Source organism: Achromobacter spanius, assembly GCF_003994415.1.
Classification (GTDB): Bacteria; Pseudomonadota; Gammaproteobacteria; order Burkholderiales; family Burkholderiaceae_B; genus Achromobacter; species Achromobacter spanius_C.
This window is the reverse complement of record NZ_CP034689.1, coordinates 4,359,248-4,375,491: the sequence shown is the minus strand read 5'-3', so window position 1 is coordinate 4,375,491 and position 16,244 is coordinate 4,359,248. Positions and strand designations below refer to the sequence as shown.

General features: G+C 64.7%; 14 protein-coding genes and 1 pseudogene. 4 read left to right on the top strand and 11 right to left on the bottom strand.

What is annotated here, in order from left to right; genetic code table 11:
• The first annotated feature begins 85 nt into the window (after positions 1 to 85).
• A complete protein-coding gene (locus tag ELS24_RS19935; RefSeq protein WP_127185134.1) occupies positions 86 to 1,069 on the top strand; it encodes a Bug family tripartite tricarboxylate transporter substrate binding protein in 984 nt (327 codons plus the stop codon).
• Between the two features lie 31 nt (positions 1,070 to 1,100).
• On the opposite strand, the gene ELS24_RS19930 is transcribed toward ELS24_RS19935, so the two are convergent.
• Positions 1,101 to 2,015 carry a LysR substrate-binding domain-containing protein gene (locus ELS24_RS19930; protein ID WP_050448493.1) on the bottom strand — a complete coding sequence of 305 codons (915 nt, stop codon included), beginning with the start codon at positions 2,013 to 2,015 and terminating at the stop codon, positions 1,101 to 1,103.
• Between the two features lie 151 nt (positions 2,016 to 2,166).
• Positions 2,167 to 2,304 carry a hypothetical protein gene (locus tag ELS24_RS30965; RefSeq protein ID WP_157055454.1) on the bottom strand — a complete coding sequence of 46 codons (138 nt, stop codon included), beginning with the start codon at positions 2,302 to 2,304 and terminating at the stop codon, positions 2,167 to 2,169.
• Between ELS24_RS30965 and ELS24_RS19925 the strand changes: the two genes are divergently transcribed.
• Both ELS24_RS19925 and ELS24_RS19920 read left to right on the top strand, forming a co-directional pair.
• Positions 2,303 to 3,139: a pirin family protein gene (locus ELS24_RS19925; RefSeq protein WP_127185133.1), complete on the top strand. Its 837-nt coding sequence runs from the start codon at positions 2,303 to 2,305 to the stop codon at positions 3,137 to 3,139. The genes ELS24_RS30965 and ELS24_RS19925 overlap by 2 nt on opposite strands.
• Positions 3,140 to 3,401: 262 nt before the next feature.
• Positions 3,402 to 5,626 (top strand): annotated as a pseudogene (locus ELS24_RS19920) (TonB-dependent receptor).
• A 90-nt stretch (positions 5,627 to 5,716) separates the two neighbouring features.
• On the opposite strand, the gene ELS24_RS19915 reads toward ELS24_RS19920, so the two are convergent.
• The 5 genes from ELS24_RS19915 to ELS24_RS19895 all read right to left on the bottom strand — a co-directional run bounded on the left by ELS24_RS19915 (position 5,717) and on the right by ELS24_RS19895 (position 11,376).
• Complete coding sequence (locus ELS24_RS19915; RefSeq protein WP_127185132.1) at positions 5,717 to 5,998, bottom strand: helix-turn-helix domain-containing protein; 282 nt, start codon at positions 5,996 to 5,998, stop codon at positions 5,717 to 5,719.
• Between the two features lie 50 nt (positions 5,999 to 6,048).
• Complete coding sequence (locus ELS24_RS19910; RefSeq protein ID WP_050448489.1) at positions 6,049 to 6,648, bottom strand: hypothetical protein; 600 nt, start codon at positions 6,646 to 6,648, stop codon at positions 6,049 to 6,051.
• Positions 6,649 to 6,880: 232 nt separating this feature from the next.
• Positions 6,881 to 9,472: a bifunctional aconitate hydratase 2/2-methylisocitrate dehydratase gene (acnB, locus tag ELS24_RS19905; RefSeq protein WP_050448488.1), complete on the bottom strand. Its 2,592-nt coding sequence runs from the start codon at positions 9,470 to 9,472 to the stop codon at positions 6,881 to 6,883.
• Between the two features lie 190 nt (positions 9,473 to 9,662).
• The gene (locus ELS24_RS19900) at positions 9,663 to 10,499 is read right to left on the bottom strand and encodes an FxLYD domain-containing protein (RefSeq protein WP_127185131.1); all 837 of its coding nucleotides are present in this window, start codon (positions 10,497 to 10,499) and stop codon (positions 9,663 to 9,665) included.
• A complete protein-coding gene (locus ELS24_RS19895) occupies positions 10,489 to 11,376 on the bottom strand; it encodes an FxLYD domain-containing protein (RefSeq protein WP_127185130.1) in 888 nt (295 codons plus the stop codon). Before ELS24_RS19895 ends, ELS24_RS19900 begins: the two co-directional genes overlap by 11 nt.
• Positions 11,377 to 11,597: 221 nt before the next feature.
• On the opposite strand from ELS24_RS19895, the gene ELS24_RS19890 reads away from it, so the two are divergent.
• Positions 11,598 to 12,362 carry a sulfite exporter TauE/SafE family protein gene (locus ELS24_RS19890; RefSeq protein ID WP_050448485.1) on the top strand — a complete coding sequence of 255 codons (765 nt, stop codon included), beginning with the start codon at positions 11,598 to 11,600 and terminating at the stop codon, positions 12,360 to 12,362.
• 31 nt (positions 12,363 to 12,393) lie between these two features.
• Here ELS24_RS19890 and ELS24_RS19885 read toward each other — a convergent pair whose 3' ends face one another.
• The 4 genes from ELS24_RS19885 to ELS24_RS19870 form a co-directional block, all read right to left on the bottom strand.
• The gene (locus ELS24_RS19885) at positions 12,394 to 12,834 is read right to left on the bottom strand and encodes a CBS domain-containing protein (RefSeq protein WP_050448484.1); all 441 of its coding nucleotides are present in this window, start codon (positions 12,832 to 12,834) and stop codon (positions 12,394 to 12,396) included.
• Positions 12,835 to 12,967: 133 nt separating this feature from the next.
• The gene (locus ELS24_RS19880; protein WP_050448483.1) at positions 12,968 to 13,873 is read right to left on the bottom strand and encodes a LysR family transcriptional regulator; all 906 of its coding nucleotides are present in this window, start codon (positions 13,871 to 13,873) and stop codon (positions 12,968 to 12,970) included.
• An 89-nt stretch (positions 13,874 to 13,962) separates the two neighbouring features.
• On the bottom strand, positions 13,963 to 14,970 hold the full coding sequence (locus tag ELS24_RS19875; protein ID WP_127185129.1) for an acyl-CoA dehydrogenase family protein: 1,008 nt from the start codon (positions 14,968 to 14,970) through the stop codon (positions 13,963 to 13,965).
• 17 nt (positions 14,971 to 14,987) lie between these two features.
• Entirely contained in the window at positions 14,988 to 16,145 is a 1,158-nt protein-coding gene (locus tag ELS24_RS19870; RefSeq protein ID WP_127185128.1) for an acyl-CoA dehydrogenase family protein, read from the bottom strand.
• Positions 16,146 to 16,244: the final 99 nt, after the last annotated feature.

The following is a 16,244-nucleotide window of genomic DNA, read 5'->3' as shown; positions in this document are numbered from 1 at the left end:
GGCCGCCACGCAGCACCGCCCGAATGCCGGGCACACCACGATAGACGTCAAAAAATCAGAGTCGCCAAAGACTCGGGAGACAAGCATGTTGAAGATGAATCGTTGGATCGGCCGCGTCGCGGCCGCGATGTGGGTTTGCGCCGCCTTCGCCCCGCCCGCGGTGGCGGCGTTTCCCGACCGGCCGTTGAAGCTGGTCGTGCCCTATACGCCGGGCGGCGCGGCCGATCAGTTGTCGCGCGTGCTGGCCGAGCGCCTGTCGCGGGAACTGGCGCAGCCTGTCGTGGTAGAAAACAAGCCCGGCGCCAACACCATGATCGCCGCCACGCAGGTGGCGCGCGCGCAGCCCGACGGCTACACGCTGTTCCTGGCCAGCAACGCCAGCATGGTGTTGAACCCCATGCTCTATCAAAAGATCGCCTACGACGCGGCGCGCGACTTCCGCGTGCTGTCCGTGGTGGCCGAGCTGCCGCTGGTGGTGGTGGCCAACAACGAGGTGCCGGCCACCACGCTGGCGCAATTCGTCAGCGTGGCCAAAGCGCGCCCCGGCAAGTTGAACTACGCCTCGGTCGGCATCGGCAACCCGCTGCAACTGGCGACAGAGCTGTTGAAGTCGCGCACCGGCATGGACGTGGCGCACATTCCCTACAACGGCAGCGCGCCCGCGCTCAGTTCGCTGATGGCCAACGATACGCAGTTGATGGTGGATGTGATCAGCACGTCGCTGCCGCTGATCAAAGAGGGCAAGATCAAGGCCCTGGCGGTGACCACGTCCGAACGCCTGCCGGTGCTGCCCGACGTGCCCACGGTGGCCGAAAGCGGCTTCCCCGGTTTTCGCGCGGCAACGTGGTTTGGGGTTGCGGTGCCGGCGGAAACTCCGGCGGCCGAGGCCAACGCCCTGCGCGACGCGGTGGCCAAGGTGATGCGCCAGCCGGATTTCCGCGAACGCTTTCAGGCCTTGGGGCTGGTGATCCAGGCGCCGCGTGATCAGGCCGAGACCGAACGCTATGTGGAGGAAGACCGCAAGCGCTGGGGCGAGGTGATCCGGGCGAACCACATCAAGCTGGACTGAGCGGCCGCGTCATGCCAGCCAGCAGGCCGCGTCACGCCAGCAGGGCCGGCAGCTCGGCCGCCGCCACTTCCAGAAAGCGGCGCAGGGCCAGGGGTTCGCCTCGGCGGGCGGGCATAAGGGCGTAGATGCGTGACGGCGCGGCCCGCCAGCCCGGCAGTATCTCGACCAGTTCGCCCTTGGCCAGCATGTTGACGCACAGGTAGTGCGGTATCAACGCCAAGCCCAGCCCCGTGCGCGCCATGGAACGCAGCGTTGCCATGTTGCTGCTCAGGCAACGCGGCTGAAACGCAAGTGACGCCGTTTCCCCCGCCGGGCCGGTAAAGCGCCAGGTGTGCAGGTTGTCTTGCGTGGCATGCGCCAGAAGCGGTAGCGCGGCCAGGTCGCGCGGATGGCGCGGCGGCGGCGCCGCCTGGGCCAGGGCCGGCGCGCCGACCAGCGTCAAAGGCGCCAACGCCAGTTCGCGGCCGATCAGCTGCGAATCGGTCAAGGGCGAACTCATGGCGCGAAACGCCAGGTCATACCCTTCACCCACCAAGTCGATGATTTCGTCACGCGTGTCCAGCAGCACGCGCACGCCGGGGTGGGCCAGGCAGAACCGGGCCACCATATCACCCAGCAGCGTGACCGCCAGCGGCGCCGGGGCGGTGATGCGCAACAGGCCGCTGGGCGTGTCGCCCATCGAGGCCGCCAGGTCAAACGCGGTACGGGCTTCGCGGGCCACGGCCTGGGCATGCACGTAAATCTGTTCGCCCATCGGGGTCAGCGACACACGCCGGGTGTTGCGATGAAGCAGCCGGACGCCCAGGCGCGCCTCCAGCTCGGCCACGCGTCGGCTGAGCTTGGAACGCTGCATGTTCAACACGCGCGCGGCGGCCGAGAAACCACCTTTTGCCACCACTTCGCTGAACAGCAGCAGATCGTCAAGGTGATGCAGGTGCGGGTACATGGGTGGTGCGCAAACGGTTGAGGCGGGGGCGGATTGTCCTGCACACCAGGACAAATATTCCTGAAATTGGTCTCTACTGTCCGCCAGGTGGAACGCATAAGCTTCGGCATCGCAAGCGTCATTCCAATCAGGCAGCCGTTTTTTTGACTATTCATCTCAGCCAAGTCGTTGCCAGCCAGCCGCAAGCGGCCGGAGATTCGTGCACGACCCGTCCGTTTTTCCATGCCGATTTTTCCTGCTGCGCGTCGCGGGTGTCTTCCCCGTTGATCAGGGTGGACCATTTCGCCATGACCGCGTCGACAGCCGTGCTGCCGTCGGTGCCCGATCCGCGTCCCGGCATGTGTGTGGCGACGCTGATGCTGGAGGACAGCCGAGGCGGCATGCAAAGCCTGGGGGGCAACGGAGATGACCATGAATTGTGCGCGGGCGACCTGCATTGGGGGCAGGCGGATGCGGGCATCATGCGGGCCTGGCCGGCCGCGCGTGAGGCGGCGCATCAGGAGGCGGGCCGCAGCGAAGGGGTCCACAGCGAAGGGGCCCGGCTGAATGGCCTGCGCATGGTGCTAGACCTGTCCGGCTTCCTGGCTGACCAGGTGCCTGAGCGCATCGCTGACTCCGTCTCTGATCCCCAGCCGGAACCGTCTTTGCCCGCCACGCCGTCGCTGCTGCGTGCCTGGGAAATGCCGGTGATACAGACGGATGCCGGCCGCATCCGGGTAGTCGCGGGCAGCCATGCTGGCCGGCAGTCGCCCTTGCTTACCCCTGCGCCCATAGCCATTCTGGACGCTTGGCTGCGCCCGGGCGCTACGCAGTTGGTGCCGCTGGCGCCGGGCTGGAATGCCTGGGTCTATGCCGTGTCCGGCGCGCTGGGCGTGCGCGCCAGGCATCGCCGGATCGGCGCGCCGCCACTGCCCAGGCAAGCAGGCGGCGATCCGGACTTTGCGGTGCTGGAAGCGGGGTCGGCCCTGATCGCATCCGCCTTGGCCGGTGAAGATGAAGGCGTGCTGGTCTTGATGGCGGGCAAGGCGCCTGCGCACTTCGTGTTGATGGGGCATGCGTGCAGCGCTGGCGCGCTGGTGTCGCGAACACGTCGGCGTGGCGGCGCCAAATCGCTTGCCGCTTGACCCTTTCGGCAACAGGGGCGTTTGTTGCGCGACGGCAACGTCAAGCTAAGCAAATAACAGGGAAGTATTGAGAATGATTATCGGTTTGATAACATTTGCGACTCAAGACCTCAAGACCCCTTGGTGAACGGGCTCGGTCAGGGCCTGATGCCAGGCTTTCGCGGTAGTGCCCACTGATAAGCCGTTTTCCGTGCGTGACCCAATCGGGATTGTGTGTTTTTTTGCGTGGCAACGCGCCTCACCTTCCTCTCTTGATCCCGATATGAAAATTCGAACTCTCGCTTGCGTGGCCGCGACGCTGCCATGCATGGGCGTCGTCCATGCGCAAACCACCACCCCCGTCCAAGCGCAACCCGCCACGGACAGCAGCTCGGTGGTGTCGATGCAAGCCATCAAGGTAGAGGCCAGCGCCGACGCATCGGCCGGCGGCCTGGCTCCGGCGTTCGCGGGCGGGCAGGTGGCCACGGGCGGCCGGGTGGGCGTGCTGGGCACGCTGGACAACCTGAGCACGCCGTTCAGCATCACCAGCTACACGAACGAACTGATCCAGGACAAGCAGGCGCGCAGCGTGGGTGACGTCTTGCAGAACGACGCGGGCGTGCGCGTGGCGCGCGGCTTCGGCAATTTCCAAGAGTCTTACTTCATTCGCGGCTTCATCCTCAGTTCGGACGACGTGGCCTACAACGGCCTGTACAGCCTGCTGCCGCGCCAGTACATCGCCACTGAACTGTTCGAGCGCGTGGAAGTGCTGCGCGGCGCAACCGCTTTCCTGACAGGCGCCACGCCCGGCGGCGGCGGCATCGGCGGCGTGATCAATCTTGTGCCCAAGCGCGCGCCCAACGAGCCGCTGACCCGCATCACCACCGGCGTTTCCAGCGGCGGCCAGTTCCAGCTTTCCACCGACATCGCCCGCCGCTTCGGCCCGGACGACAGCACCGGCATCCGTCTGAACGCCGCGCAACGCAGTGGCGACACGGGCATTGATGACGAACATTCGCGCACCAGCCTGGTGTCGCTGGGCCTGGATTGGCGGTCTGCGGATACGCGCCTGTCGGCGGATATCGGCTGGCAGGAAAACAAGCTGAAGCGCGCGCGTCCGAATGTGAGCTTGAGCTCCAGCGTGACCACCGTGCCGGACGCGCCGGACGCCAGTTCGAACTACGCGCAACCGTGGTCGTATTCGAACGAACGCGATGTGTTCGGCACCGTGCGCGCGGAACATGACTTCAGCGACAAGCTGACCGGCTGGGCCGCGTATGGCTTCCGTCGCAGCGACGAAGCTAACTCGCTGGGCAACGTGACGTTGACGAACGGCAGCACGGGCGATGGCACGTTTGCGCGCTTTGATAATACGCGCGAAGACGCTGTGGATACCGGTGAGTTCGGCTTGCGCGCGAAACTGCGCACCGGGCCGGTTGGCCACGAACTTGTAACGTCGGCGTCCTTCTTCCAACTGAAGAAAAAGAACGCATACCTGTTTGGTGCTTCGGGCACCCCGACGAATATCTACAATCCGATCTCATATGACAAGCCGTACCTTGATCCTACGGGTAACCCGGGGGGGATCTGGATAATCCGCTGTTGCAAGGCAGGGTGCAACTGAGCAGTTTCGCCTTTGGCGACACCATGTCTTTCCTGGATGAAAAGGTACTTCTGACCTTGGGCGTTCGCCATCAGCGTCTTTCCCAGCGCGACTATTCATACACGACGGGAGAGGAAACTGGTGCATATGACGCCAGCCATAATTCGCCCGCTGCGGGCATCGTCTTCAAAGTGTCGCCCAGCGTCTCTTTGTATGCGAACTATATCGAGGCGTTGGTGGCGGGTGAGACTGCCCCTGCGCAGAGCAATAATCAAGACGTGAGCAACGCGGGCCAAAGCCTCGCTCCTTATGTATCGAAGCAAAAGGAAATTGGCGTCAAATATGAAGCGGACGGGCTCGGCGCCGGGCTGGCCTTGTTCTCCACCGACAAGCCGCGGAGTTTCGTTGACGTGAACGATAACTACACGTTTAAGTCTGCGGGCAAAGACCGCCATCAAGGCGCTGAGTTCACGGTATATGGTGAAGTGACGCGAAGTGTTCGACTGCTTGGCGGCATGACGTTCCTGGATGCCAAGCAGCGATCCACCGGAGATAGCGCGACCGATGGCAACCGCGTAATCGGTGTGCCGCGTTTCCAAGCCAACATGGGCGTGGAATGGGATATTCCGGGGGTGCAGGGCCTAGCGGTAGATGGCCGCGTCGTCTACACCGGTTCGTCCTACGCTGATGCGGAGAACACGCTTAAGGTCCCCGGCTGGACTCGCTTTGATGCTGGCTTGCGTTACATGACCGATGTGAATAACCACGTCTTGACCCTGCGCGCCCGCGTGGAGAACATCGCCAACCGCAACTACTGGTCCTCAGTGGGTGGCTACCCTAACAGCGGCTACCTGGTGCTCGGCGGCCCGCGCACCTTCCTGCTGTCGGCAAGCATGGACTTCTGATCGAGGCGGCCGGCTTCGGCCGGCATACCAAAAGCAAATCCCGGCTTTGTGCCGGGATTTTTGCTTTGGGATAGAAAGATCAACAGCGGATCACGCTGCTTCCTGAATCGTCATCTGCACGTGCAGGCCCGCGGCGGTTGCCATATTGACCAGCGCGTCCAACGCAAACAGGTTGATCTTGCCGCGCATGAGATCCGACACGCGCGGCTGCGTAACACCAAGCAGTTGCGCCGCTTGCTGTTGGCTCATTTCAGAACGAGCGATGTGGTTCTTCAGCGCTACCATCAGTTCGGAGCGCAGTTTCATGTTTTCAGCTTCGGCGGGAGTGTCTTCAATGGCATCCCACGCGCTGGTGAATGGTTGGCTGCTCATGGGCCTGCCTCCTCTAACAGATATCAACGCCAGCTTAACGCCTTACACGCTCACCAAAACCACCCCCCGCGCGTCAAATCCGCTTCGCAGCTTTTGTACTGCGACGTGAATTTCTCCGCGCGTGCCTTGACCTTCAGCGAAACCGTTTTCAGCCATGCCTTGCGGTCGTAGCTGCGGTTGCGGTAGCCCGTCCAGCCTTCGTGGTAGTTCAGGTATTGGCCGTAGGCGTCCCATTTGGATACGCCGTTGATGCGCTGGCTTTTGCTCATGTACCAGCCCATGAAGTCCAGCGCGTCGGCGAAGTCGTCGCGGCTGGCGCCCCAGCTTCCGGCTTCGCGCTTGTAGTCGGCCCAGGTTTCGTCCTTGGCTTGCGCGTAGCCATAGGCGGAACTGACGCGGCCCCAGGGGATGATGCCCAGGAAGTAATAGCGGGGCGGCAGGGCGTCCTGTTTGTAGGAGGACTCCTGATACATCATGGCCATCGGCACCGGCACGGGGGCGCCCCATTTCTTCTGCACCTTCAGGGCGGCGTCGTGCCAGTCCGGCTTTTCACGGAAGATCGCACAAATGTTCTCGGGGTTGGATGGCGGCGCCGTGGCGCAACCGGCAAGCGCCAGCAGTAGCAGCGGCGGCAGCAAAAGCCGGGTCATTGGCGGGCTTCCTCTTTCGGGTCATGGCGCGCGGATTGCTGCGCCGGGGCAAGGGTCACAAAGTACCGCGATTGTATGAAAACGTATCGTGGGAAAAGTTTCCTGTTCGGATGCTTGCTCGGGCGTTAAGAGCGGCTGCTGAAACCCGCCCCAAAAGCAAACGGCCCCGGATTGCTCCGGGGCCGTCGTTCCTACTGCAAGCAGGCTAAGACGCCTGGCCAGCGTGCAAGGCTTACACCTCGATCACGTCCGCCACGTCTTTGTAGTCGGCGATCTTGTCGAAGTTCAGGTACTGATAGATCTGGTCGCCGCTCTTGTTGATGACGCCCATGTCGGCCATGTACTCGTCCTTGGTCGGGATGCGGCCCAGCTTCGAGCAGATGGCGGCAAGTTCTGCCGAACCCAGGTACACGTTCGTGTTCTTGCCCAGGCGATTCGGGAAGTTGCGGGTGCTGGTCGACATGACGGTCGCGCCTTCGCGCACTTGTGCCTGGTTACCCATGCACAGCGAGCAGCCCGGCATTTCCGTGCGGGCGCCGGCGGTGCCGAAGACGCCGTAGTGGCCTTCTTCGGTCAGTTGCGTGGCGTCCATCTTGGTGGGCGGGGCCACCCACAGCTTGACCGGGATGTCGCGCTTGCCTTCCAGCAGCTTGGACGCCGCGCGGAAGTGGCCGATGTTGGTCATGCAGCTGCCGATGAACACTTCGTCGATCTTGGCGCCGGCAACTTCCGACAGCGTCTTGACGTCGTCCGGGTCGTTCGGGCAGGCCACGATGGGCTCGTGCACGTCGGCCAGGTCGATTTCGATGACGGCGGCGTATTCGGCGTCGGCGTCCGGCTCCAGCAGCTTGGGGTCAGCCAGCCAGGCTTCCATGGCCTTGATGCGGCGGCCCAGCGTGCGTTCGTCTTCGTAGCCGTTGGCGATCATCCACTTCAACATCACGATGTTGCTGTTGATGTATTCGATGATCGGTTCCTTGTTCAGGAACACCGAGCAGCCGGCGGCCGAACGTTCAGCGGACGCGTCCGACAGTTCGAAAGCTTGCTCGACCTTCAGGTCCGGCAGGCCTTCGATTTCCAGGATGCGGCCCGAGAAGATGTTCTTCTTGCCTTGCTTAGCAACCGTCAGCAGGCCTTGCTTGATGGCGTACAGCGGGATGGCGTTGACCAGGTCACGCAGGGTGACGCCAGGTTGCAGCTTGCCCTTGAAGCGGACCAGCACCGATTCCGGCATGTCCAGCGGCATCACGCCGGTGGCGGCGGCAAAGGCGACCAGGCCCGAACCGGCCGGGAACGAAATGCCGATCGGGAAGCGCGTGTGCGAATCGCCGCCGGTGCCGACGGTGTCGGGCAACAGCATGCGGTTCAGCCACGAGTGGATCACGCCGTCACCCGGACGCAGCGACACGCCGCCACGGGTGCTGATGAATTCCGGCAGCGTGTGGTGCGTCTTGACGTCCACGGGCTTGGGGTAGGCGGCGGTGTGGCAGAACGACTGCATCACGAGGTCAGCCGAGAAGCCCAGGCAAGCCAGGTCTTTCAGTTCGTCGCGGGTCATCGGGCCGGTGGTGTCCTGGCTGCCGACCGAGGTCATCTTCGGTTCGCAGTAGGTGCCCGGGCGGATGCCCTTGCCATCCGGCAGGCCGCAGGCGCGGCCAACCATCTTCTGGGCCAGAGTGTAACCCTTGCCGGTGTCGACCGGGTCTTTGGGCAGGCGGAACAGCGTCGACGGGGCCAGGCCCAGTGCTTCGCGCGCCTTGCTGGTCAAGCCACGGCCGATGATCAGCGGAATGCGGCCACCGGCGCGCACTTCGTCGAACAGCACGTCGGACTTCACTTCGAATTCAGCGATGACTTCGCCGTTCTTGATGGCCTTGCCCTCGTAGGGGCGCAGCTCAACGACGTCGCCCATTTCCATCTTGGAAACGTCGAGCTCGATCGGCAGCGCGCCGGCGTCTTCCATCGTGTTGTAGAAGATCGGGGCAATCTTGTTGCCCAGGCACACGCCACCAAAGCGCTTGTTCGGCACGAAGGGAATGTCTTCGCCCGTGAACCACAGCACCGAGTTGGTGGCCGACTTGCGCGACGAACCCGTACCGACCACGTCGCCCACGTAGGCAACCAGGTGGCCCTTTTCTTTCAGCGATTCAATGAACTTGACCGGGCCGCGCTTGCCGTCTTCTTCCGGTTCGAACGCCGCGCCGTCGCGCTTGTTCTTCAGCATCGCCAGGGCGTGCATCGGGATGTCGGGGCGGGTGGTGGCGTCGGGCGCGGGCGACAGGTCGTCGGTGTTGGTTTCGCCAGGCACCTTGAAGACGGTGATGGTCAGGCTTTCCGGCAGTTCCGGACGGCTGGTGAACCATTCGGCGTCAGCCCAGCTTTGCATCACGGACTTGGCGTTGGCGTTGCCCTTGTCGGCCTTTTCCTTCACGTCATGGAAGGCGTCGAACATCAACAGGGTCTTTTTCAGCGCATCGGCGGCGATGGTGCCGATTTCCGCATCGTCCAGCAGTTCGACCAGCGGGCCAATGTTGTAGCCGCCGAGCATCGTGCCCAGCAGTTCCGTCGCCTTGGCACGGCTGATCAGCGCACAAGCTTCCTTGCCCAGCGCCACGGCGGCCAGGTAGGACGCCTTCACCTTGGCGGCATCGTCCACGCCAGCGGGCACACGGTGGGTCAACAGTTCGACCAGGTTCTGCTCCTCGCCAGCGGGCGGGTTCTTCAGCAGTTCGATCAGTTCGGCGGTTTGTTTAGCCGTCAGGGGCAGCGGGGGAATCCCCAGAGCCGCGCGTTCGGCAACGTGTTGGCGGTAGTTATCCAGCATGTGAGGCCTGCTCAAAAGTCGGGTTGGAAGAAGGGTTGTCGGGCGGAATTGTAGAGGCAACAGAAGGCACTAGCAAATGTCTTATATCTTATATAAGACCTGAGCCGATAGCTGTTGCGTTGCGGAGACGCGGGGGTGGGGCCACGCTGGGCCCGGGCAGGTCGGGCACAGAGGCCGGCACAGACGCCGGCTAGCGCGTCGCGACGTCGTACACCACGCCCACCCGTGCAAAATTCCCGCCGTGCTGCTTGACGACGACCTCGAACGGGGCGCTCTCGCCCGGTTGCAGCTTGGGCAGGCGCAGTTCCTTGAAGGTGGCGCCGCTGAGCCTGTCCTGGGCGTCATACAGGCTGACCCAGACTCGCACGCTGTTCACTTCCGCCTGGTCGTCATTGCGCACGCGGCCCGTCACGGTGACGTACTTGTAACGGTAGCGGTAGCTGAAATTCAGCGTGCCGGTGCCGACGCCGGCCTCGGTGTTGTCCACGCTGATGTCCAGCTTGGGCCGGGGGCCGGGCAGGGCGGCGCGCTTGGCGGGTAGCCAGTCGGTCTTGACCTCGGTATAGCGTTCGTAATTGCCGCCCACCAGCGCCACCGGCACGCGCTCTCCGGGATACAGATAGGCGGGTAGCGTCCAGTCCTGCCGTACCTTCAGCGGAGTCGAGCCATCGAACACGGTGATCTGCGCCTTGGGCGACAGGGCCACGTAGTCCGGGCTGGTGTTGACGACTTCCGCATACAGCAGCGGGCGGTCGATTTCATCGAGCAGGCGGCGTGGCGTGGACAGGGTCAGCGCGTTGTTATCGAACAGCGCAAAGCTGGGGTCCAACAGTTCTTCGGTGGTCAGGCGCACATGGTCGATCACCCGCACATCGGCCGGACTGACCCGCACGATGCGGGAGGCGGAAGCGGCCTCATCGGGGGGCTCCGCGTTGGCGCAAGCCTGGGCGGCCGTCCCCATCATCAGCACCCATATGGCCCTGGCCGGCCAGGACAGCGGCAACGCGCCGCAACGATCAGCTTTCACTTTGCACCATGTAGTCGTAGGACGCGACCTTGCCGTCGGCAAGCATTTCACAGCGCACGTCGAACGCCGTCAGCGCGCCGGGCGCCAGCGGGTTGGCCGTGGCGTAGCCGTTGCCGGTGCCGATCATCGTGCCGTCTTCGCCGTAAAGCATGACGGTGATCTGCGTGCTGCCGGCCTGCGCGTCGCCCTCGTTTTTCACCAGGCCCACCAGACGGTAGGCGCCGTCGTTTTTCACCAGTTGCACCCTGCTGGGCGCCACCTTGTTGTTCTTGCCGCGCGCGGCCGATGGCGTGGCGACCTCAAGCGTGTAACGCGTGTAGGCCTTGTCTGGCACCGAGATCAGCACGGGCACGTATTCGCCTGGCTGCAACGAGCGCGCCGACGGCGAGGCCGACGCGGACGACAGCGTCAGCTCGCCCTGGTAGAAGGTCGCCGTGACGCGGGGCGGGTCGATCTTCCGGCCGGTTTCGTTGCGCATGACCATCACCAACTGCTTGCGCCCGCGCGTCTGCACTTCGCGCACGTCCGTCAGCTTGACCTTGGTGGCGTTGATAGGTGGCGTGGCGGGTTGCGCGCGGTAGGGCGCCGATGGGCGGTTTGAGGTCAGCAGCGACGCCACCAGCGGGATGGCCACCGCCGCCGCCACCACCAGTGCGATGGCCGCCAACGCGCGGGGCTTGATCGCGGCTGTGTGGGCCGGCCGCTGCATGCCCGCCAGGATTTTCTCCAGCCGCTGGGCGACATCGTCCGCCACCAGCGTCAGCGCGTGGCAGTGGTTGCAGCGATATTCGTTGGGGGCAAGCTTGGTGAATTGCGCGCTGCCGCAAGTCGAGCAGGTCAGCGTGACCGTGTTGATCGTGGTGTGGTGGGGCGTCATTCTGTGCGGGGTTGGCCGGGGCAAGGCGGACAGGGGGACAGGGCGGGAAGGATAGCGGCAGGGCATCGCTCGCGGGGTGCGGGTGCGCTTCCGGTTGTGACAATATGTGCCCGCCGTTGACGATCACGCCCCAGGTCGCAGCCCCTTTGGCCCGCGGCCCTCACCCCAAGAGACTGATTCCCGGGTGATATCATCGCCGCGACTAACCCCAGCCCCTTTGCATGAGCATTTCCCATCACTTGCTGTTCCTGGCCTGCGTGGCGCTTGCCACTTATGCCCAGACCATGACCGGCTTTGCCTTCGGACTCGTGCTCTTGGGCCTGTCCGGCGTATTCCAATTGGCTTCGGTGGCCGAAGTGGCCAATGTGGTCAGCGTGTTGTCGCTGGTGAATGCCGCCGTCACGCTGGCGCGCGTCAAGCCGCAAGTGAACTGGGCGCTGATGCGGCCCGCCATGATCGCCAGCTTCGTTGGCGTGGGCGTGGGTGTTGCCGCGTTGACCTGGATCAGCGGGTCAATGACGGTAGTGTTGCAGTTGCTGCTGGGCGTCACGATCCTGGCCTGCGCGGTGCTGCTGGTGGCGCGCGCCAAGCCGTTGGAACGCCTGTCGTCCAAAGCGTCCTTCTGGTTCTTTGGTGGCATATCCGGGGTATTGGGCGGCTTGTTCTCCAGCGCCGGGCCGCCGATGGTGTATCACCTGTACCGCCAGCCCCTGCCCTTGGCGTCCATCCGCAACAGCCTGCTGGTGCTGTTTTCGCTGAATGCCGTGGTGCGCCTGACGCTGGTGACGGGGCAGGGCGAATTCGAGGCCTCGTCATTCTGGCTCAGCGTGTATGCCTTGCCCGTCGTGATCGCCGTGACCTGGGCGGCACGGCGCTTCAGCACGGCCGGTTCAATGAAGACCGTCAAGCGCATGGTGTTCGTGCTGTTGCTGGCGGCCGGCATGGGCCTGATCGTGCCGGCGGCGCGGATACTGGCGGCGGGCTAGCCGCCAGCGTCGTGTCGGCCAAGCGCCTGCCCTAGGCGTGGCCGCCGCTGATGTAGCGTTCCAGTTCGTGGATGATGAATTTCTGTTCGCTCATGATGTCCTTGACCAAGTCGCCGATGGACAGCAGGCCGATGAGCTTTTGATTTTCGATGACAGGCAGATGGCGAAAATGCCGTTCGGTCATCATGGCCATACAGTGTTCCCGCGTGTCGGCGGGGCCCACGTAATAGACCGAGTCGGTCATGATGTCGCGCACTTTGGTGCTGCGCGATGAACGATCCTGTAGAACGACTTTGCGGGCATAGTCGCGCTCGGAGAGCATGCCCAACACCGTTTCCCCTTCCACGACCACCACGGCGCCGATGCCGCGTTCGGCCATGGTCTTGATGGCGTCGAACACCGAGGAATCCGGTGAAACCGTCACCACTGAAGGGTCTGACTTTTCCCTGAGAATCTCAGCCACTGTTTTCACGATGTGCTCCCGGATCGCTGACAAGGTTCAACCGCGAACCGCGCGTTGCGCCCTGGGATAACGGTCAGGGCGCCGCGGCGCGGTCATGCTCCATCCTAAGCCTGCCGGCCACCTTGCCGCAAGCGCGGCGCGCTTATTTGACTGGCCGGGGGCGGAAGGCGTGGCCGGCCAATTCGCGCAGGTTGCGCGCGGCGCTGCGCTCGGTGGCTGGGTTCCAGGCCAGGGAAATGCCGATCGAGGCATCGGCCGGAAAATCGGACAGTGTCTTGGTGACCACATTTGGGCTGGGATGGCGGCGGGCGCCGGCCGGAACCAAGGCGACTCCCAAGCCGCTTTCCACCAGGCTCAACAGGGTTTGCACCTGCACCGCCTCTTGCGTGATGCGAGGGGTGAAGCCGCGCAACTGGCAAGCATTGATGGCCGCCATGCGCAAGCCCGCGGCTTCGGTTGCGGTGTACATGATGAAGGCCTCGTCGGCCAGGTCAGCCAGCCGCAGGCGGCCTCGGCGCGCCAAGGCATGACCCCTGGGCACGGCCAGCACAAAGTGTTCGGTGGTCAGGGGCGAAAGCCGCACGTTCGAGCCCATGGCCACCGGCACGCGCACGATGCCGACTTCCAGGGCGTCGTCAGCCAGGTCCTGCATGATGCGGATGGACGTGGCTTCGCGCAGCACCACCGTCACACCCGGATAGCGTTGGCGGAATAACGGCAGCACGCGCGGCAGGATGGCGTGCGTGGCGGACCCCACGAAGCCCACGCGCACCGTGCCGCCTTCGCCCGCCGCGCCAGCCCGCGCAGCCAGCCGGAATTGCTCGGCATGGAACAAGGCGCGGCGCGCTTCGTCCAGCGCCGCCAGGCCGGCCTCGGTCAGTTGCACGCCTTGGCGGCCGCGCACGAACAGCGGCACGCCCACGCTCTCTTCCAGCTTGCGGATCGACACCGACAGCGGCGGCTGCGACATATGCAGCTTTTCCGCCGCGCGGTGAAAATTCAGCGTGTCGGCAAGCACGAGGAATTGCTGCAGGTGACGGAAATCCATGAGGGCGGTCCAAGGCGGCGGTGGCCTTCGATGATACGTGGACGCTATCGTCGTCGCCATCCGTACAAGCCTTTCGGTATCAACGGTACCTAGGTCATGCCTTGCAGCGTGGTGCGCACCGTGTCCAGCGCGCTGGCGTTGCCTGCCAGCGCATGCGCGCCGATGCGCTCGTGCCAGAAGGATTCCGATCCCGCGGCCAGACGCCAGTCGCGCAGGCGGCGCGTGGCCAACTGCAAGTCGAATTCCGCCGTGATCCCCATGGCGCCATGCACGGCATGCGCGATGTCGGCCACCAGCGGCGCCGCCTGGCTGGCGCGCGCCTTGCCCACGGCCGCCAGCATGGATTGCGGCAGCCCGTCGCGGCCTTGGAATGCCAACTGGGCGGCCATGCGAGCCGCCCACACCTGTTCAGCCATCACGCTGATTTGCTGTTGCACGGCTTGAAAGCGGCCGATGGCGCGTCCGAACTGCGTGCGGGTGTTGGCGTGCGCAAGCGTCATGTCCAGCACCCGTTCCATCGCACCGGCCATCAAACCGGCATAGGCCACGGCTGCCAGGGCGTCCAACGCGGGTCCGCTGCCCAGGCATCGCGCATCCGCCAGCGCCCATGACGCCTCGCCGTCCAGCGATCCATGCACGCCGTTGTGGTGGATGCAGCCCGCCGCCACGGGCAGCAGCCATGCCTGCCCGTTGATCTGCGCCAGCACGTGGGCGGCCACGCGTACCCAGGGCACGTTCATGCCCGTGATGCGTTTGCCATCAATAGCCAGGCCAAAAGGCGCGATGGCGATGGCGCCCGCCGGCCGCGCCTGCTCTGTCTGCCCCATAGCCGCCAGCCAGGCGCGCGCCAGCATCGTCTGCGCGATGGGGTAAGGGCACAGGTGGCGGCCCGCCGCCAGCGCCACGGGCAGGGCGTCGGCCAGCGTCAGCCCGGCGCCGCCTTGCGATTCCGGCACCAGCGCGTCCGCGTAGCCCGCGTCCTCGCAGGCCTGCCATGCCGAATCAACAGGCAAGCCTTGTTCGGCGGCGCGCACCAGCGCAGGCGTGCAGGTTTGGGCGAACAGGCGTTCGGCGGCGTCGCCAAGCAGGTTGTCCATGTGAGTCGTCCGGTTGCTTATCGAAGGCCAAGGCCGCGCGCGATGATGCCGCGCAGAATTTCGCGCGTGCCGCCGCGCAAGGAAAAGGTGGGGGCAATCTGTTCCAGGTAGGTCAGCGTGTGCAGCAGCGGCAAGGGCGGCGGCACATCAGGCTGGCGGCCCAGCGCATCGCCGATCAGCCGTGGAATCTGCTGTTCCAGTTCCGTGCCCAGGTCTTTCACCAACGCGGCCTCGGTGGCCGGGCTTTCGCCGGCCGCCAGCTTGCCCGCCACCGCCAGCGACATCGCGCGCAGCACCGCCATCTGCGACAGGATGGCGCCCAGCGTGGCGCGGTTGGCGGCGTTGTCCGACAGGCCGCGGCAATGCGTCAACCAGCATTCCAGCAGCGCAATGCTGGAATACAGGCGCTCGGGGCCGCTGCGCTCGAAAGCCAGTTCCGCGTTCACCTGCGCCCAGCCCGCGCCTTCCGCGCCGATGAGCGCGTCGGCGGGGAGTTCGACGTTGTCGAAGAACACTTCCGAAAAATGCGCGTCGCCCGTCAGGTCTTGAATGGGGCGCACGGTCACGCCGGGCAACGACAAGTCCACAATTAGTTGCGACAAGCCCTGATGCCGGTCTTCGGCGGTGCCCGACGTGCGAACCAGCGCAATCATGTAGTGCGAGCGGTGCGCGTTGGTGGTCCAGATCTTGCCACCGTTCAAGCGCCAGCCGCCGCGTTCCGTGTTGATAGGGTCCGCCCGTGTGCGGATGCCCGCCAGGTCGGAACCCGCGCCGGGTTCGCTCATGCCGATGCAGAAAAAGGCGTCGGCGCGGCAGATGCGCGGCAGGTAGAACGCCCGTTGCTCGGCCGAGCCGTATTTCAGGATCAAGGGTGCGCTTTGGCGGTCGGCGATCCAGTGCGCCGACACCGGTGCCCCCGCGCCCAAAAGCTCTTCCGACAGCACGAAGCGCGCGAAGTGGCCGCGCTCGGCGCCGCCGTATTCGCGCGGCAACGTCAGGCCGAGCCACCCGCGCGCGGCCAGCTGGCGGCTGAAGCCGGCGTCGAACCCCATCCAGGAACGCGCGCGTTCGTCCGGCTCCAGGCCGTCCAGCGTGTCCGCCAGAAACCCGCGAACCTCAGCGCGCAAGGCTTCGTCGGCGCAAGGGATGGTGCTCAGTTCCAGCGTATCGATCATGGCGGTGAACCGAAAGGGTAGGCATGCCCAAGGCGGGCGTATCGAACCACTATCACTGAGCGTGCAGACAGGCGTCCAATATTATTTTCAGGGTTTTTG